Below are 18,681 nucleotides of genomic sequence, written 5' to 3' on the forward strand. Positions count from 1 at the left end.
CGACTCATGAAAAAGCCTCACGCCTCAACCGCCTTCAAGGCATTGTCCGCACTGGCGCTGACCGCCCTGTGCGCGGGCCTGCTGCCGGGCGCCGCCCTCGCAGCCACCCCGCCGGCACCCGGTAAAGTGTTCAAGGACTGCAAGGACTGTCCGGAAATGGTGGTGTTGCCGACCGGCAGTTACACCATGGGCACACCGGACGACGAAGTCGGCCGTGAACCCGACGAAGGCCCGCGACACGAAGTGACCTTCACCCGACCGTTCGCCATCAGCCGCTTTCAGGTGCTGGTCGGCGAGTGGGACGCATATGTCCGCGAGACCGGCGCCAAACCCTACGACTTCGATGATCGCCCGGGCCGCCGCTGCACCGCCGGCAAGCCCGAGTTCAAACAGACCAAACGCGACCCGGCCGTCTGCATGAACGTGGCCGAAGCCCAGGGCTACATCGACTGGCTGTCGAAAAAGTCCGGCCACCGCTATCGCCTGCCGAGCGAGTCGATCCGCGAATACGCGGCCCGTGGCGGCAGTACCGGATCGTTCCCCTTCCCGTTCGACGAAGGCAGCGACTACCAGATTTCCAAACACGCCAACACCTACGGCGCCGCCGACGGTTACAACTTCACGTCCCCGGCCGGCACCTTCCCGGCCAACGCCTTTGGCGTGTACGACGCCCACGGCAACGTCTACGAATGGACGGCTGACTGTTATCACAAGGATTACTCCGGCGTACCCAGTGACGGCCGTCCGTGGGTGCAGGAAAACTGCGAACGCCAGGTCATGCGCGGCAACGACTGGGGCGAGGCACCGGTGTTTTCCCGTTCCGGCAACCGCAACAGCAGCTGGCCGACCAGCAAGGGCGACTGGCTGGGCTTTCGCGTAGTGCGCGACCTCTGAGCCCGACTGTCAGCGACCGCAGCCCGTCTGCGGTCGTTTAAAGAAACCCCGTGACCATTCGTTTTCCTTACATACCGGCACTCCCTCCGCACCGAAGCAGGAATCCTCCATGACCAAGCCAACGCGTGGGGCGATCAACGAATTGTTCGCCCTGCTCAAGCCCTTCCGCCTGATTGTCTGCGTATCCATCGTGCTCGGCATGATCGGCGGCCTGAGCGTCACCGTGCTGCTGGCGACCATCAACAACGCCTTGCACTCGGCCGACGGACTGACCCGCACCGTGGTCATGATTTTCGCCGGGCTGTGCGCCCTGGCCTTGCTGACCACGATCCTGTCCGACATCGGCACCAACTACGTCGGCCAACACATCATTGCCCGCCTGCGCAAAGAGCTGGGGGAGAAAGTGCTGTCGGCGCCGATCGACCAGATCGAACGCTATCGCAGCCACCGCCTGATTCCGGTGCTGACCCACGACGTGGACACCATCAGCGACTTCGCCTTCGCGTTTGCACCGCTGGCCATTTCCATGACCGTGACCCTGGGTTGCCTCGGCTACCTGGCGATGCTGTCCTGGCCGATGTTCCTGATGATGCTGGTGGCGATCGCCATCGGCACCACCATCCAGGCGATTGCCCGCGCCAAGGGCATGCGCGGTTTTTATGCGGCGCGCGACTCCGAAGACGAACTGCAGAAGCACTACAACGCGATCGCCGAAGGTGCCAAGGAGCTGCGCATCCATCGCCCGCGCCGCCAGCGCATGTTTGTGTCGGGTATCCAGAAGACTGCCGAAAAGATCTGCGACACCCAGATCAAATCGATCAACACCTTCGTGATCGCCAAGTCCTTCGGATCGATGCTGTTCTTCGTGGTGATCGGTATGGCACTGGCCCTGCAATCGTTCTGGCCGAGCGGTGACAAGGCCGTGATGAGCGGCTTCGTGCTGGTGCTGCTGTACATGAAGGGCCCGCTGGAACATCTGGTCAGCACACTGCCGATCATCAGCCGCGCGCAGATTGCCTTCCGCCGGATTGCCGAACTGAGCGAGCAGTTCTCCTCGCCCGAGCCGCACCTGCTGCTGCAAGACCAGGGCACCAAGCCCGGTGTCGTCAACCGTCTGGAATTGAACAATGTGCGTTATGCCTTCCCGCCAGTGGCAGGCAGCGAACCGTTCCGCCTCGGACCGGTGAACCTGCGCATCGAGCAAGGCGACATCGTGTTTATCGTCGGTGAAAACGGCTGCGGCAAAACCACCCTGATCAAACTGCTGCTGGGCCTGTATGCGCCGACCGAAGGCGAAATCCGGGTCAACGGTCAGCCGATCACCGCGTTGAACCGTGACGACTACCGCCAGAACTTCACCACGATCTTTGCCGACTACTACCTGTTCGACGACCTGATTCAGGGAGACCGCGAAGTACCGCAGGACGCTACCCGCTACCTCGAACGCCTGGAGATCGCGCACAAAGTCAGCGTACGCGATGGCGCCTTCACCACCACCGATCTGTCCACCGGCCAGCGCAAGCGTCTGGCACTGGTCAACGCCTGGCTCGAAGAGCGCCCGGTGCTGGTGTTCGACGAGTGGGCCGCCGATCAGGACCCGACATTCCGGCGGATTTTCTACACCGAACTCCTGCCCGACCTGAAACGGCTGGGCAAGACCATCATCGTGATTTCCCACGATGACCGTTACTTCGACGTTGCCGATCAGCTAGTGCGCATGGAGGCCGGAAAGGTCAAAAGCGAACTGCAAACCGCTTGATCGACGAAGCCGCGGCCAGACCGGAAAAATATTTTCCGGTTTACCGCGGCTTTCTCGTCTTAATGAGATGAATAAGAACCATTAACAACTATACCTGCCAAGGTCTTAACCTCATGTCCGCATCCCGCTTCATGCTTCGCCCACTGACCCGAGCCCTGCTCATGCACGGTGCTACCCGCTCCCGTCTGGCCACCACCGGCCTGGGACTGGCAATGACGCTGGCCGTCACCCCGTATGTCCAGGCTCAGGAATGGAATCTGAACATCCCGGCGCAACCTTTGGTCCAGGCCCTGCAATCGCTCGGTCAGCAGACCAGCCTGCAAATCATCTACAGCCCGGAAAGCCTGCAAGGGCTGCGCTCCGCCGCCCTGAACGGCCGGTATGCGGACGACAGCGCAATCGCGGCCATGCTCAAGGGCACCGGCATCCGTCACCAGCGTGACGGCAATACCGTGACCCTGCTGGCACCCGCCACCGGCAGCGCGATGGAACTGGCACCGACCAACATCGACGGGCAACGACTGACGGCCACTACCGAAGGCAGCAACTCCTACACCACCGGTGGCGTGACCATCGGCAAGGGCGTGCACTCGCTGAAAGAGACTCCGCAGTCGGTCACGGTCATGACCCGCAAGATGCTGGACGACCAGAACCTCAACACCATCGAACAAGTGATGGAAAAGACTCCAGGCATCACCGTTTACGACTCGCCCATGGGCGGCAAGTATTTCTACTCGCGCGGTTTCCGCATGACCGGCCAGTACCAGTACGACGGCGTGCCGCTGGACATCGGCAGCAGCTACGTACAGGCCGACAGCTTCAACAGCGACATGGCCATTTATGACCGCGTCGAAGTGCTGCGCGGTGCTGCCGGCATGATGAAAGGCGCAGGCGGTACGGCCGGTGGCGTCAACTTCGTGCGCAAGCGCGGCCAGGACACCCCGCACACCCAACTGTCGCTGTCGGCAGGCTCGTGGGACAACTATCGAGGTCAGGTCGACACCGGCGGCCCGCTGAACGACGCCGGCACCATCCGTGGCCGCGCCGTGGTCACCCAGCAGACCCGTCAGTACTTCTATGACGTGGCCAGCCGCAAGGACCAGATCTACTACGGTGCGCTGGACTTCGACCTCAGCCCCGACACCACCCTGGGCCTGGGCATGGCCTATGAAGACGTCGACGCCACACCTTGCTGGGGCGGTCTGCCGCGCTATGCCGATGGCTCCGACCTGCACCTCAAGCGCTCCACCTGCCTGAACACCTCGTGGAACAACCAGCGCAGCAAACGCGCCACCTACTTCGGCGACGTGAAACACCAGTTCAACGACGACTGGTCCCTGAAAGTGGCCGGGGTCTTTTCGCGCAACACCCAGGACATGGAATACGCGTTCCCGAGCGGCGCGGTGCCGGTAGGCGCCACCAGTTCCAACACGCTGATGCTGGGGAGCATCTACGACTACGAGCAGACCGACTACGGCTTCGATGCCTATGTGGACGGCAAATTCGACGCGTTCGGCCAGCAGCATGAACTCACCGTCGGCGCCAACGCCAGCCGTTCCCACAAGGATGACTTCTACGCCGTGGCGGCCTTGCCACAGCGCCAGAACGTGCTGAACCCGAACCATCACCTGCCCCAGCCTGACGAAAGCTACTACCTGGCCAACGCCTCCCGGGGCGGTCCGGTGGACATGCGCATCAAGCAATACGGCGTTTACTCCACCGCCCGCCTGAAACTGGCAGACCCGCTGACCTTCGTGCTGGGCAGCCGTGTCAGCTGGTACAAGTCCGACACCGACTCCGTGCAGTACTTCCGCGGTGAAGGCACCCCGGTCAGCACCAAGTCCACCGAAACCGGACAGGTCACCCCGTTTGCCGGGCTGTTGTTCGACCTCAACGACAACCTGACCGCGTACGCCAGCTACACCGATATCTTCACCCCGCAAGGCGGCTACAAGACCATTGACGGCAGCACCCTCAAACCCCTGATCGGCCAGAGCTACGAGCTGGGGATCAAGGGCGAGTGGTTCGACGGTCGCCTGAACAGCTCCTTCAACCTGTTCCGCACCATTCAGAAAGATGCGGCCCAGGATGACCCGCGCTGTGAAGACAGTTCCTGCTCGCTGAACTCCGGCAAGGTCCGCGCCCAGGGCTTCGAAGCGGAAGTCAGCGGTGAAGTGATCGATCGCCTGCAACTGCTGGCCGGCTACACCTACACCCAGACCAAAGTGCTGGAAGATGCCGACGCCACCCAGGACGGCGTGGTCTACAACTCCTACGTACCGCGCCACCTGCTGCGCGTCTGGGGTGACTACAGCCTGAGCGGCCCTCTGGATCGCGTCACCATCGGTGCCGGCGTCAACGCCCAGAGCGGCAACTACCGCACCTCGCCACTGGGCGGTGACAACATCACCCAGTCGGGTTATGCGGTCTGGAACGGTCGCATCGGCTACCGCATCGATGACACCTGGTCCGTCGCCCTCAACGGCAACAACCTGTTCGACAAACGCTACTACGCCACGGTGGGCACCGAAAGTTTCGGTAACTTCTACGGCGATCCGCGCAACTTCGTGATGTCGGTCAAAGCCGACTTCTGATTACAGCGCCCATGAAAAAACCCCGCATTGCGGGTTTTTTTCTGGTCTGCGAATTGGTCTGGGGTTCAGCTCAACGCGCGATACAGCGCACGGCTCAGGGTTTCGTGTACCTGCAGGACATCGGGCATCACCGACGCCAGCCTGAGCAAATCGTGGGTCAGCCCCGGGCAGTGCTCGAGCTCGACGCTCACACCGTGCTCACGCAACTTGTCGACATACGCCTGGCCCTCATCGAGCAGCGGATCGAACCCGGCCAGCACGACAATGGCCGGGGCGACGCCACGCAGATCTTCGGCCAGCAACGGCGAGAAACGCCAGTCCAGATAATCTTCCGGGGTGCGCGCGTAATGCCCGTAAAACCAGTCCAGTGTCTCGTCTTCCAGCAGATAGCCTTCGCTGAACAGGGCCCGCGAATCATGGGCACGCGAAGCGTCGGTGACCGGATAGCACAACAACTGAGCCTTGGGCGCGATGGCCACGGTGTGCGGCTGAACCACCGCTTGCACCGCCAGTACGGTGGCCAGCGTGGCCCCGGCGCTGTCACCGCCGAAGGCGACCCGGCCCGCGTCCAGGCCCAACGAAGCCGCGTGTTCGGCCAGCCACGACAAGGCGTCCTCACCGTCTTCCAGTGCCGTCGGGAAACGGTGCTCCGGCGCCAGTCGATAGCCCACGGAGAGCACCGCGCATGGCGTGCGCCGGCAGAACTCGCGACACACGCCGTCATGGGAATCGAGGCTTCCGACCACAAACCCGCCACCGTGGAAATACACCAGCACCGGCATTAGCGCCGACACACCGTGCGGGCGATAAAGACGCAGTGCCAGCGGCGCACCGTCCCGAGCGGTCGCGCTGATGGCCTGCACGTCCAGGTCTTCGGGCGCCGTCCAGCGCAACTGCGCAGTGGTCTGTTCGAAGGTGTCCCGGGCCTGGGCCGGGGTCATTTGGTGCAGCGCCGGCAGACCGGCATCCTGGCTGTCTTGAGCCAGGTCGAGAAAGGCTTCCAGATCAGGGTGTAACGACATCGCGAAGATCCTTGTATCAGCAAAAAAGGGGCGCGCCTCGGCAACGCCCCCCAAAATTGATCCGACGTGCAGCGATCAGCCCACACGCGCCATGCAATGCTCGATCAGCGCTTCAAGTTCACGCTGGTAATCCTGCATCAGTGCGTCCATGGTGCCGGCGCGGTAACGCTGGCTGCTGTAGATGCAGCGCAACGCCAACTGGCCGTCATACACCTGGCCGACAATTTCCAACCAGTTGCCCAGGTTCGCCTTCAGGCTGTAGTTGTCACCGGTTTCTTCCAGCGCCGGCACCAGCAGCGCCTGCTCGTCGAAGCTCTGGTCGAACTGCCCCAGGTAGTTGAACGTCACCCGCGCCTGCGGCAGATCCGCCAGTTGCCGGGACACCTCGGCGCCCGCCAGATGACGCAGCACGCCGTAACCGATGCCCTTCTGCGGCACCGCCGCCAGCTGCGCCTGTACGTCGATGATCGAACGTCCGATATCGTCGCTGTCCGGACGCAACCGCACCGGGAACATGCTGGTGAACCAGCCAAGGCTGCGGCTCAGGTCGATGGATTCGAACAGATCCTCGCGGCCGTGCCCTTCCAGCAGAATCAGCGCCGATGGCTGGCCGCTCCAGCGGCACAGGGCCCGACCGAGTGCCGACAGCAGCAGGTCGTTGATTTGCGTGCGATAGACCGCCGGCGCCTGCTTGAGTAATTGTTCGGTGTGCTCGCGGGACAACTTGAGCCGCGCCTGCGCCTGCTGCCGCACCTGGTTCTTGCCACGGTAGTTGTCGCACGGCAGATCGACGCCCGGTTGATCCAGTTGTTCCAGCCAGTACGCCAGTTCCTGTTCGGCAATCGCCGGGGCCTTCGCCTGCAAGGCCTCGGCAAACGAACGATAGCTGCTGGTACGAATCGGCAGTTGCGGCGCCAGCCCCTGCACACACGCTTCATAAGCGGTTTTCAGGTCATCGAGCAGGATCCGCCAGGACACGGTGTCGACCACCAGGTGATGAATCACCACCAGCAGTCGCGCCTGACCATCCGGCAAGGCGACATGCATCACCCGCCAGACCGGCCCGTCGTCCAGTTTGAGGCTGCGCTGGGCAAGGTTGGCCAGCGCTTCGACCTGCTCGCTGTTCTCGGCCTCACGGCGCCAGAGCACCGCATCGCCCTGTTCGGTGGCGGTGCAGTAGCGTTGCAGCCAGCGCCCGTTCTCCTGAGTGAAGCGCAGGCGCAGCGAGTCGTGGTGTTGCTCGATCCAGCCCAGGGCCTGTTCGAGCGCATCCAGATCCAGTGGCTGGCGCGCACTCAACAGCAGTGATTGGTTGTAGTGATGGGCTTCGGACATGCCCTCGGCGAAGAACCACTCCTGGATCGGCAACAGATTGAACAAGCCCTCGCCCGCCACCTGCGTGACGTCCACCAGCGGCTGTCCGGCGCCTTCCTTCGTCACGTTCTGTTCGACGATGCCGGCGATGGTCTGATAGCGCATCAGATCGCGCAGCTTCAGATCCATCTGCAACGTCGGATGGTTCCTGACCCGGGAAATGACCTGCAGGCTGAGGATCGAGTCGCCGCCCAATTCGAAGAAGTTGTCCGTGATGCCCACCTGCTCGACTTGCAGCACCTGGGTCCAGATCTCGGCCAGCAGTGTTTCCTGCTCGTTGCGCGGGGCGACATATTCCTCGCTCTTGAAGTCCGGCTCCGGCAGCGCCTTGCGGTCGAGTTTGCCGTTGGGCGTGACCGGGAAAGCACTCAGGCAGACAATCTGCGCCGGCACCATGTACTCCGGCAGCGAGGCGCGCAGCCCGGCCTTCAGTTCATCGCCCACGTCTTCGCCCGTCGGCATCACCACATAACCGATCAATTGCTTGCCGGACGCATTGTCCCGGGCAATCACCAGCGCATCGGTCACTCCCTCCAGTTGACGCAGGCTGGCCTCGACCTCACCCAGCTCGATCCGGAAACCGCGCACCTTGACCTGATGGTCGATGCGCCCGACGTAATCGACCACGCCGTCCTGACGCAAACGCACCAGATCGCCGCTGCGATACAGGCGCTCGCCGGCCGCGAACGGATTGGGTACGAAGCGCTCGCAGGTCAGATCCGCACGGCCATGGTAACCACGGGCAACCCCATAACCGCCGATGTACAGCTCACCGGCAAAACCTGGCGGCAGCGGGTTCAGATCCTCGTCCAGCACGTACAGCGAACGTGCGCCGACGGCACGACCGATCGGTGCATAGGCCGCTTCACACTGCTGGCTCACCGGGACCTTCCAGAGCATCGGCGTGACCACGGTTTCCGTCGGGCCATAACCGTTGGTGAAGTACTCGGGGCGCAGGGCCGCCTTCACCTGTTCGAAGGTCTGGTCCGGCACGGCATCGCCGCCGAAGCAGTAAATGCGCACCGGTGGTGGCGCGATGCCGCTGGCCGCCGCGTACTCCGCCAACTGCTTGAGATAGGCCGGCGGGAAGCAGGCGATGGTGACGCCATACTCGTGCAACGCGGCGTAGGTCTGCTCCGGGGTCCACAGGCAACCGTCGCGAATCACCAGACGGCCACCGCTGTAGAGCGTACTCAACCAGCGCTCATGGGCACCGTCGAAAGCGAATGACATGAAGTGCAGCTCGCAGCTGCTGGCGTCCATTTCATACAGCTCGGCGATAGCCTGACAGTGCATGCTCAACGGCCCTTGCGTGACCGCAACGCCCTTCGGCCGACCGGTGGAACCGGAGGTATAGACCAGATACGCCAGCCCCTGCTCCTGCACGCGGCAGACTGGCGCGTGATCGGGGTAACGGGTCTCGTCGAGGTGATCGATTTCCAGGCGCAACAGTCCTTCGGGTGCCGGCAAGGTGGCGCGCAGGCTGCTCTGGGTCAGCAACAGGGCCATGCCCGAATCCTCGATCATGTACGCCAGTCGCTCAGGCGGATAATCGATGTCCAGCGGCACGTACGCCGCACCGCTCTTGAGCACGGCGAGGAAGCTGACGACCATTTCCAGCGAGCGCGGCAGCGCCACGCCGATCACCACTTCCGGACCCGCCCCGTGTTCGGTCAGGCAGTGGGCCAGACGATTGGCCCGTTGTTCAAGTTCGGCATAGCTCAGGCTCAACCCGGCGCACTGCAAGGCAATAGCCTCTGGTTGATGCTGTGCATGCCGGCTGATCAGTTGCGGCAGCAGCACCGGTTCGTGGCTGGAGACCGGTTCGGCACTCCAGGCCTGGATCGCCTGCCACTGCTCGTTCGACAGGCGCTGCAGATTGCCCAGTCGCTCGTAAGGCGCACGCATCATCGCTTCGAGGGTGTTTTCCAGTGTCAGGCGAATGCCTTCCACGGCCTCGGCGCTGAAGTGGCTGCGCAGGTACAGGTACTCGATCGACAGCTCGTCACCCAGCATCACCGCGAGGTCCATCGGTACGTTGGTCACGCCGTGGCCGATGGATTTGCCGAAGGTCAGGTCGGTGTCGTTTTCTTCTTGCAGGCGATCATCGATCGGGAAGTTCTCGAACACGATGATGCTGTCGAACAGCGCCTGCCCACCGAGGTTGGACCAGCGCTGCACATCGGCCAGCGGCGCCTGGGAATAGTCACGAATGTCCAGATTGTAGGCCTGCACTTCGCCCAGCCAGTCCGCCAGGCGCTGATCGGCCTGCGGCGTCTGGATGATCGGCAAGGTGTTGATGAACAGACCCAGCATGTTGCCGACATTCGCCAGCCCTTCGGGACGCCCCGAAACCGTGGCACCGAACGTGACCGTGCGCTGCCCGGTGTAACGCTGCAACAGCAGCAGCCAGGCGCCCTGAATCAGCGTGTTGGGGGTGATGCGCAGGTCGCGGCAGAACTGCAACAGGCGTGCGGTTTGCGCCTGATCCCAGTTCGAGTAGATCGCATCGTGGCCGGAGACATCGGCCGAGTGGCGCGGATGGATCGCCTGGCTCAACGCCGTCGGCTCGTTGACCACCGTCAGACGCGCTTTCCAGAACAGCTCCTGCGCGTCCTGATCCTGTGCCTGCAACCAGGCGATGAAGTCGCGGTAACGACCGTTCTCACCGCTGACCTTGCCCTTGGAGTAGTACTGCAAGACTTCGCCGAACAGGCGCGAACTGCTCCAGCCGTCCATCAGGATGTGGTGGCTGGTCCAGATCATCTGATAGCGTTCATCGCTCAGGCGCAACAGCGTCACCCGCTGCAGACGGGCCTGGGACAAGTCGAAGCCGAGGGCACGATCATCGCTGGCGAACCCGGCGATCAATTCATCGCTGACCTCACGCTCGCGCCAGTCGAGCACCTGCATTTGCAGCGGGGCCTGACGATGGACCACTTGCAACGGCTTGGCCAGCCCGTCCTGCCAGTGAAAACTGGTCCGCAGGATCGCCTGGCGATCGATCACAAATTCCCAGGCGCCCCGGAAACGCTCCACATCCAGGCCCTGAATCGGCAAGCTGACCTGGTTGACGTACAGGCTGCTGCCATTGTCCGAGAGCGTATGGAACAGCATGCCCTCCTGCATCGGCGACAGCGGATAAACGTCCTCGATCAGATCCGCCGGCACCGGCAACGCATCGAGCTGCGCCTGTTCCAGACGCGCCAGCGGGTAGTTTTCCGGCGTGCCGTCGGCCTGCTGCGCGGACTCCACCGACGCCACCGTCGCCAGTTTCTGCACGGTCTGTTGCTGGAACAGATCCTTGGGGGTAAAGCGGATGCCCTGCTGGCGCGCACGGCTGACCAGCTGGATGGAGATGATCGAATCACCGCCCAGGCTGAAGAAGTTATCGGTCACACCGACCCGGTCAATCTTCAGGATGTCTTGCCAGACCACAACCAGCTGTTGCTCAAGCTCCGTTGATGGGGCGACATAGTCCCGGGCCGACTGATTGACGTCCGGTGCCGGCAAGGCCTTGCGGTCCAGTTTGCCGTTGGGGGTCAGCGGCAGCGCCTCGAGGTACAGCCACTGCGCAGGCACCATGTAATCCGGCAGGTGCGCCTTGAGGGCGGACTGCAGCGATTCGCTCAGCTCATCCTGTTCCTGAAGGCTGAGGCCGGATCGGGTCGGCACCACATACGCCACCAGTTGTTGACCGCTGAGACCGTCCACCGCCAGCACCACGCCCTCGTGCACGCTGCCCTGGGCCAGCAGGCGCGCTTCGATTTCACCCAGCTCGATACGGAAACCGCGCACCTTGACCTGATGGTCGATGCGGCCCACGTATTCGATCCGCCCATCGTCCCACAGGCGCGTCAGGTCGCCGGTGCGGTACATACGCTCGCCGCTGGTCGAGGCCGGGTTCGGCACGAAACGCTCGGCGGTCAGGCCCGGACGGAACAGGTAACCGCGGGTGATGCCGTCACCGGCCAGATACAGCTCGGCCGCCACCCCGATCGGCGACGCTTGCAGTTGCCCGTCCAGCAGGTAGGCGGTGGTGTTGACCAGCGGCCGGCCGATGTTCGCCTGGCCGCCGGCTTCGCGGCGGGTCCAGGTCGAATAGGTGGTGTCTTCCGACGGCCCGTACAGGTCGTAGACGTGCTCGACCGACGTCTCGCGATACAGGCTGTCGACCACGCTTTGCTTGAGCGGCTCGCCAGCCAGATTGATGATCCGCACGCCATTCGGAATATGCCCGGCACGGTGCAAGGCAGCGATCGCCGACGGCACGGTGTTGATCAGTTGCACCTGATCGCGCTCCGGCAGGTCCGGCAGCTCCAGGGCATTGCGCGCCATGACGATCGAACCGCCACGCGCGAGGGTGACAAAAATCTCCCACACCGAAAGGTCGAAGCAGACCGACGTCGAGGCCAGCACGCCTTGCAGGTCAGCTTCGCTGTAAACGTCGACGGACCAGTGGATCAGCGCCTGGACGTTACGGTGGGCAATCGCCACGCCTTTGGGTTTGCCGGTGGAACCGGAGGTGTAGATGACGTAGGCCAGGTTCGCCGAATCGCCACGCACGTCGAGGTTATCGGCAGCCTCATCGGCAAAGGCCTCGCCGCCCGCCTCCACCAGCAGCACCTGCGCGTCGGTCTGCGGCAGTTGCGCCAGCAACGATTGTTGCGTCAGCAGGACCTTCGCCTGGCTGTCTTCCAACATGTACGCCACGCGGTCGGCCGGGTAGTCCGGATCCAGCGGCACGTAGGTGCCACCGGCCTTGAGCACCGCCATCAAGGCAATCACCAGTTCCGCCGAGCGCGGCATCGCCACGCCCACCCGAACCTCGGCGCCGACGCCCAGCGTCACCAGATGACGGGCCAACTGGTTGGCCCGGCGGTTGAGCTCGGCATAGCTCAGGGCTACGCCGCCGTGGCTCAGGGCCACCGACTGGGGACGGGCCAGGACCTGCGCTTCGAAGCCTTGATGAATCAGACGCTCAGCCGGATACGCGGCGTGGTTGTCGTTCCATTGCGCCAGGGTGTCGTGCTCGGCACCCGACAGCAGCCCGACCTCACCCAACAGGCGTTGCGGCGACTCAAGGAACTGTTGCAGCACCACTTCCAGGTGCGTGGCCAACCCGACTACGCCACGCTCGGAAAACTGCTCGGTCAGGTAGTTGAAGTCCAGACTCAGGACCTCGCCGGCACCGGCGATCAGGGTCAGGCCGTAGTTGGTCTGCTCGCGGTGTTCCAGACCACCGAAGCGCAGGCCGCCCGGATTGGCCTCCAGCGTCTCCGACACCGGGTAGTTTTCAAACACCAGCAAGGTGTCGAACAGCGCTTCGCCGTTGAGTTCGGCCAGACGCTGAATGTCTTGCAGCGGCGTCTGCTCGAAGTCGCGCAGCAGCAGGTTCTTGTCCTGCACGCTGCGCACCCAGTCGCGCACGCTGACGCCCGGTTGCGGGCTGGCGATCACCGGCAAGGTGTTGATGAACAGCCCCAGTTGCTGCTCGATGCCCGGCAAATCCACCGGACGCCCGGACACCGTGGCGCCGAACGCGACCGTGGCCTGGCCGGTGTAACGCTGCAGAATCAGCAGCCATGCTGCCTGGACCAGACTGTTCAGAGTGACCTGCTGCTGGCGCGAGAAACTGTTCAGGCGGCGCGTGAACGCTGCATCGAACGTCAGGCGATGCACGCCCTTGCCCGCCCCCGGCTGCACGTTGCCCGGGCACGCCGAGGCCAGACGGGTCGGCTCGTCGAGCTCGGCCAGTTGCCCGCGCCAGAAAGCCTGCGCGGCCTGTTTGTCCTGGCCTTGCAGCCAGGCCAGGAAGTCCCGGTAACGGCCCTGCGAACCCGGCACCGGATGGCCGGCGTAATCCTGCAACACCTCACCGAACATCCGCGAGTTGCTCCAGCCATCCATCAGGATGTGGTGGCAGGTAAAGATCAGACGATGGCGATCATCGGCCGTACGCAACAGGCACAGACGCAGCAGCGGCGGATTCTGCAAATCGAAACCGCGCTCCAGATCAGCCCGGGCCCGCGCCTCCATGGCCACGGCCAGGTCCGGCTCGTGGCGCATGTCCACTTCCGGCATTTCCAGGGTCAGCTGGCGATGAATGACTTGCAGCGGCGTGTCGAGACCGTCGCGGCCCCAGATGAAACCGGCGCGCAGCACTTCATGACGATCCACCACCCGCTGCCAGGCTTGCTGGAAGCGCGCGACGTCCAGACCTTCGATGTCCAGCAGCATCTGATAGACATAAGCGCTGGCATCGGCGTCATAGAGACTGTGGAACAGAATGCCCTGCTGCATCGGCGCCAGCGGATAGATGTCTTCGATCCGCTGGGCAACGATCGGCAGGTTGTCCAGATGGGTCTGGGACAACCCGGCCAGCGGCACGTCGGACGGTGTCAGACCACCGCTCGGGTGATTCAGGCAATGGTCGATCAATTCGGCCAGCGCCTCTTCATAGGCACGTGCCAGCGCATGGATGGTCGCGTCTTCGAACACATCGCCGCTGTAGGTCCAGGTCAGGCTCAACTGCCCCTGATAAACCCGGCCATCGATGGTCAGCGTGTTGGCCATCGGCGCCCGTTCGTCCTGCCCGGCGCCCTTGTCTTCAGTGGCCGGCACCCACAACGCGTCTTCATCGAAGTTGTTGTCGAACTGGCCGAGGTAGTTGAACGTCACCTTCGGCTGCGCCGCGCCGCCCAGGACGGCCTGCGCCTCGGCGCTGCCCAGATAACGCAACAGGCCATAACCGATGCCCTTGTTGGGGATCGCCCGCAGTTGTTCCTTGATGCCCTTGATCGACGTTTCGACACCGGCGCCGGGGGTCAGACGCACCGGGAACATGCTGGTGAACCAGCCCACCGTGCGGCTCAGGTCAACATCGTCGAACAGGTCTTCACGACCATGGCCCTCGAGCTGTACCAGCGCGCTCTCGGCACCGGTCCATTCGCACAGCACCTTGGCCAGCGCAGTCAGCAACAGGTCGTTGACCTGGGTGCGATAGACCGCCGGGGCCTGTTGCAGCAACTGCCGGGTGCGCTCGGCATCCAGACGCGTATCGACGCTGCGCTCGAAACGGTTGCTCAACTGACCCTGCGGGTTGTCCAGCGGCAGCTCGATGCCCGCGCCGCTCAACTGCCCGCGCCAGTAATCCAGCTCGGCTTCCAGCACGGCACTGTGCGCATGCCCTTGCAGGCGCGCGCCCCAGTCCTTGAACGCGGTGGTCTTGGCCGGCAGGCGCACAGCCTGCCCCGCCGTCAGCTGTTGATAAACGGTTTGCAGGTCTTCCAGCACGATCCGCCAGGACACCCCGTCGACCACCAGGTGATGGATCACCAGCAACAGGCGCTGGCTGGCGTCAGGCAAGTCCACCAGCACCGCGCGGATCAGCGGACCGCTGTCCAGATCGAGGCTGCGTTGCAGTTCCTGGCACAGCGCCGGCAAAGCCGCGTTTTCCTGCAAGGTCACGGTGCGCAGCAGTTCCAGGTTCTGTTCAACCGGCGCGTGGATTTGTTGCCAGCCACCCTCAAGGTCGCGGTAACGCAGACGCAAGGCGTCATGGTGTCGTTGCAGGTGCTGCAACGCCTGCTCCAGTGCAGCCGCCGCCAGTGGTTTGGTCGGAGTCAGCAGGATCGACTGGTTCCAGTGATGACGCGCCGGGATATCGCTGTGGAAAAAGTACTGCTGGATCGGCGTCAGCACCGCCTCGCCGAGCACATCGCCCTGGGTCGCGAGCACCGCGTCACTCTGCTGCGCGACCGTTGCCAGGCGCTGCACCGTCTGATGCTGGAAGATGTCCTTGGGCGTGAAACGGATGCCCGCCTGACGGGCGCGGCTGACCACCTGAATCGAAATGATCGAATCGCCGCCCAGCTCGAAGAAATTGTCGTTGAGGCCGACACGCTCGACCTTCAGCACGTCCTGCCAGATGGCGGCCAGTTGCTGTTCCAGCTCACTGCGCGGCGCGGCATACGCTTCCTGCACCTGAGCGACCTGCGGCTGCGGCAGTTGCTTGCGATCGAGTTTGCCGTTGGCGGTCAACGGCAGGCGTTCGAGGAATGCCCAGCTGACCGGCACCATGTAGTCCGGCAAGGCTTCGCGCAGTTGCGCCTTGATCGAATCGCGCAGCGTCGCCTCGGCATCGGCTTGCAGTGCCTCGTTCGGCACGATCCAGGTCGCCAGTTGCTGACCGCTCGGGCCTTCGACTGCCAGCACCACCGCCTCGCGCACCGCCGGGTGCTTGAGCAGCCGGGTTTCGATTTCGCCCAACTCGATACGGAAACCGCGGATCTTCACTTGATGGTCGATACGACCGATGTACTCGATCACCCCGTCGCCGCGCAGGCGTGCCAGGTCGCCGGTGCGGTACAGGCGCTCGCCGGCCTGCGGGTTGAACGGGTCGGGAACAAAACGCGTAGCGCTCATGCCCGGTTGATTCAGGTAACCCCGCGCCAGGCCGGCACCGGCGATGTACAGCTCGCCGATGCAACCTTGCGGCACCAGGTTCAGCGCGCTGTCGAGCAGGTACCACGACAGGTCGACGATCGGCTCGCCGATCGGGCTGCTGTGGCTTTGCTCAAGGTCGGCCATCGACAATGGACGGTACGTCACGTGCACCGTGGTTTCAGTGATGCCGTACATGTTCACCAGCGTCGGCGCGCGGTCGCCGAAACGCTCGAACCATGGCCGCAGGTTCTGCACTTCCAGGGCTTCGCCACCGAACACCACGTAACGCAGCGAATGGTCGCGCGAGGATTCACTGGCCAGTTGCATCAGCGGCTTGAACGCCGATGGCGTCTGGTTCAGCACCGTGACGTGTTCATCGCACAGCAGGGTGTAGAAATCTTCCGGGGAACGGGTGACGTCGTGGGGTACGACCACCAGTTTTCCGCCGTACAGCAGCGCGCCGAAAATTTCCCAGACCGAGAAGTCGAACGCGTAGGAATGGAACAGGGTCCAGCTGTCGTCCGGGCCGAAACCGAACCAGTGGTCGGTGGCGCTGAACAGGCGGATGACGTTGCTGTGCGGCAGTAATGCGCCTTTGGGCTTGCCGGTCGAACCGGAGGTGTAGATGACGTACGCCAGGTTGTCCGGCGTGGCCAGGCACGCCGGGTTTTCGCTGTTGCCCGGCTCCAGTGCCTGGCTCAGGTCCAGACAGGTGAGCCCCGGCGGAATCGGCAGCTGTGCCTGCAAATGGCCTTGGGTCAGCAGCAGACCGATGCCACTGTCCTCGATCATGTAGCTCAGGCGGTCTTGCGGGTAGCCCGGATCCAGCGGCACGTAGGCACCGCCGGCTTTCAGCACGGCGACGATGGCGACGATCATGTCCAGCGAACGCTCGACCGCCACACCAACCCGCACATCCGGACCGACGCCGTTCGCGATCAACCGGTGCGCCCACTGGTTGGCCCGGCGATTGAGTTCGGCGTAGGTCAGGCGTTGCCCGGCAAAGGTCACGGCGACTGCATCGGGATGGCGCTCAGCCTGAGCCTCGATTACCTGATGGATGCACTGCTCGACCGGGTGCTCGACCCGCGTCGGATTCCATTGGCTCAACAGTTGTTGCTGACGGGCGTCATCGAGCATCGGCAACTGCCCGATGCTGCGCGACGGGTCGGCGACGATCGCCTGCAACAGCGCGGTCCAGTGCTGCGCCAGACGCTCGATGGTCGCCGCGTCGAACAGGTCGGTGGCGTACTTGAGCACCGCTTCGATGCCATGGGCCTGTTCGGTGGTGTTCAGGGTCAGGTCGAACTGGGCGGTCTGGCTCTGCCATTCCAGCGGTTCGATGCTCAGGCCGTTGAGTCGCGTCTCGACACTGCTGCGGCGTTCGGCCTGATGGTTGAACATGACCTGGAACAGCGGGCTGTGGCTCAGGCTGCGCCCCGGTTCCAGGGCTTCCACCAGTTGCTCGAAGGGCAAGTCCTGATGGGCCTGGGCTTCCTGTGCGGTCTGTTTGACCTGACGAAGCAAATCGATAAAGGGGGTCTGGCTGTCAACGTCGGCCTTGAGCACCTGCGTGTTGACGAAAAAACCGATCAGACGTTCGATTTCCACCCGGCCACGGTTGGCCACCGGCACGCCGACACGGATGTCCGACTGCCCGCTGTAGCGGTGCAACAGCGCCTGGAAAGACGCCAGCAGCAAGACGAACAGCGTGACGTTTTCCTGCCGCGCAAAAGCTTTCAGGCCCTGGCTCAGCTGCGCATCGAGAATCAGGTTGTGGCTGGCCCCGGCAAAGCTCTGATCGACACTGCGCGCGCGATCGAGCGGCAGTTCCAGCACCGGTTGTTCGCCGCCAAGTTTTTCCTGCCAATAGGCCAGTTGCCGCGCCTGCTCGCCGGCTTCCATCCACTGGCGCTGCCACAGGGCGTAGTCGGCGTATTGAATCGGCAGGGCCGGCAGACCGGCATCGTGACCGAGGCTGAAACCGGCATAGAGCTGCACCAGCTCTTCGATCATCACTTGCAGCGACCAGCCATCGGAGACGATGTGGTGCAGGGTCAGCACCAGCACATGGTCGTTCGGATTGACCTGCAACAGGGCCGCGCGCAACAGCGGGCCTTGCTGCAGATCGAAAGTCTTCTGGCTCTGGGTCTGGACGAACGCCTGGATCGAGGCATCCGGGTCGCTCGCCAGCTCAGGGCTCAACGGGTAGGTCTCCAGTGCAAACGGTCCTGGCGGCAGGATCGTTTGCAGCGGTTGTTCGGTTTCCTGGGAGAACACCGTGCGCAAGGTTTCGTGTCGTTCGATCAGCGCCTGAAGGCTGCGCTCCAGCGCCGACTCATCCAGCGGACCCTGCAAGCGCAGGGCCGTCGGAATGTTGTAGGCCGCGCTGTGCGGCGCCCACTGCCAGAGAAACCACTGGCGCTGCTGGGCGTAGGACAGCAGCAGCGGCTCTTCGGCCGTGCGCTTGAAAACCGGGGCAATGTCAAAGAGGTTGACGCCTTTCTGCTTGAGCAGAACCGCCAGAGCCTTTCTTTGCTTAGCCGAAAGTTGTCCTACCGACTCGATTAACTCTTGCACGCGTTTTTCC

Annotated in this window: 5 protein-coding genes; 3 read left to right on the forward strand and 2 right to left on the reverse strand. The window is 63.4% G+C overall.

The window, feature by feature from the left end; translation table 11 throughout:
- Nucleotides 1–6: 6 nt before the first annotated feature.
- From BMZ46_RS10250 to BMZ46_RS10260, 3 genes are all read left to right on the forward strand, one after another.
- Nucleotides 7–894 (forward strand): dihydropyoverdine dehydrogenase, encoded by an 888-nt coding sequence (locus BMZ46_RS10250; protein ID WP_074687664.1) that lies wholly within the window; start codon nt 7–9, stop codon nt 892–894.
- 109 nt (nt 895–1,003) lie between these two features.
- Nucleotides 1,004–2,653 carry a cyclic peptide export ABC transporter gene (locus tag BMZ46_RS10255; RefSeq protein ID WP_074687663.1) on the forward strand — a complete coding sequence of 550 codons (1,650 nt, stop codon included), beginning with the start codon at nt 1,004–1,006 and terminating at the stop codon, nt 2,651–2,653.
- 113 nt (nt 2,654–2,766) lie between these two features.
- Nucleotides 2,767–5,247: a TonB-dependent siderophore receptor gene (locus BMZ46_RS10260; RefSeq protein ID WP_092163864.1), complete on the forward strand. Its 2,481-nt coding sequence runs from the start codon at nt 2,767–2,769 to the stop codon at nt 5,245–5,247.
- A 65-nt stretch (nt 5,248–5,312) separates the two neighbouring features.
- Here BMZ46_RS10260 and BMZ46_RS10265 read toward each other — a convergent pair whose 3' ends face one another.
- On the reverse strand, nt 5,313–6,269 hold the full coding sequence (locus BMZ46_RS10265) for an alpha/beta hydrolase (protein WP_074687661.1): 957 nt from the start codon (nt 6,267–6,269) through the stop codon (nt 5,313–5,315).
- Nucleotides 6,270–6,344: 75 nt separating this feature from the next.
- Nucleotides 6,345–18,671 carry a non-ribosomal peptide synthetase gene (locus tag BMZ46_RS10270; protein ID WP_074687660.1) on the reverse strand — a complete coding sequence of 4,109 codons (12,327 nt, stop codon included), beginning with the start codon at nt 18,669–18,671 and terminating at the stop codon, nt 6,345–6,347.
- Nucleotides 18,672–18,681 lie beyond the last annotated feature (10 nt).

Source organism: Pseudomonas sp. NFIX49, assembly GCF_900115915.1.
In the GTDB taxonomy this organism is placed as follows: domain Bacteria; phylum Pseudomonadota; class Gammaproteobacteria; order Pseudomonadales; family Pseudomonadaceae; genus Aquipseudomonas; species Aquipseudomonas pharyngis.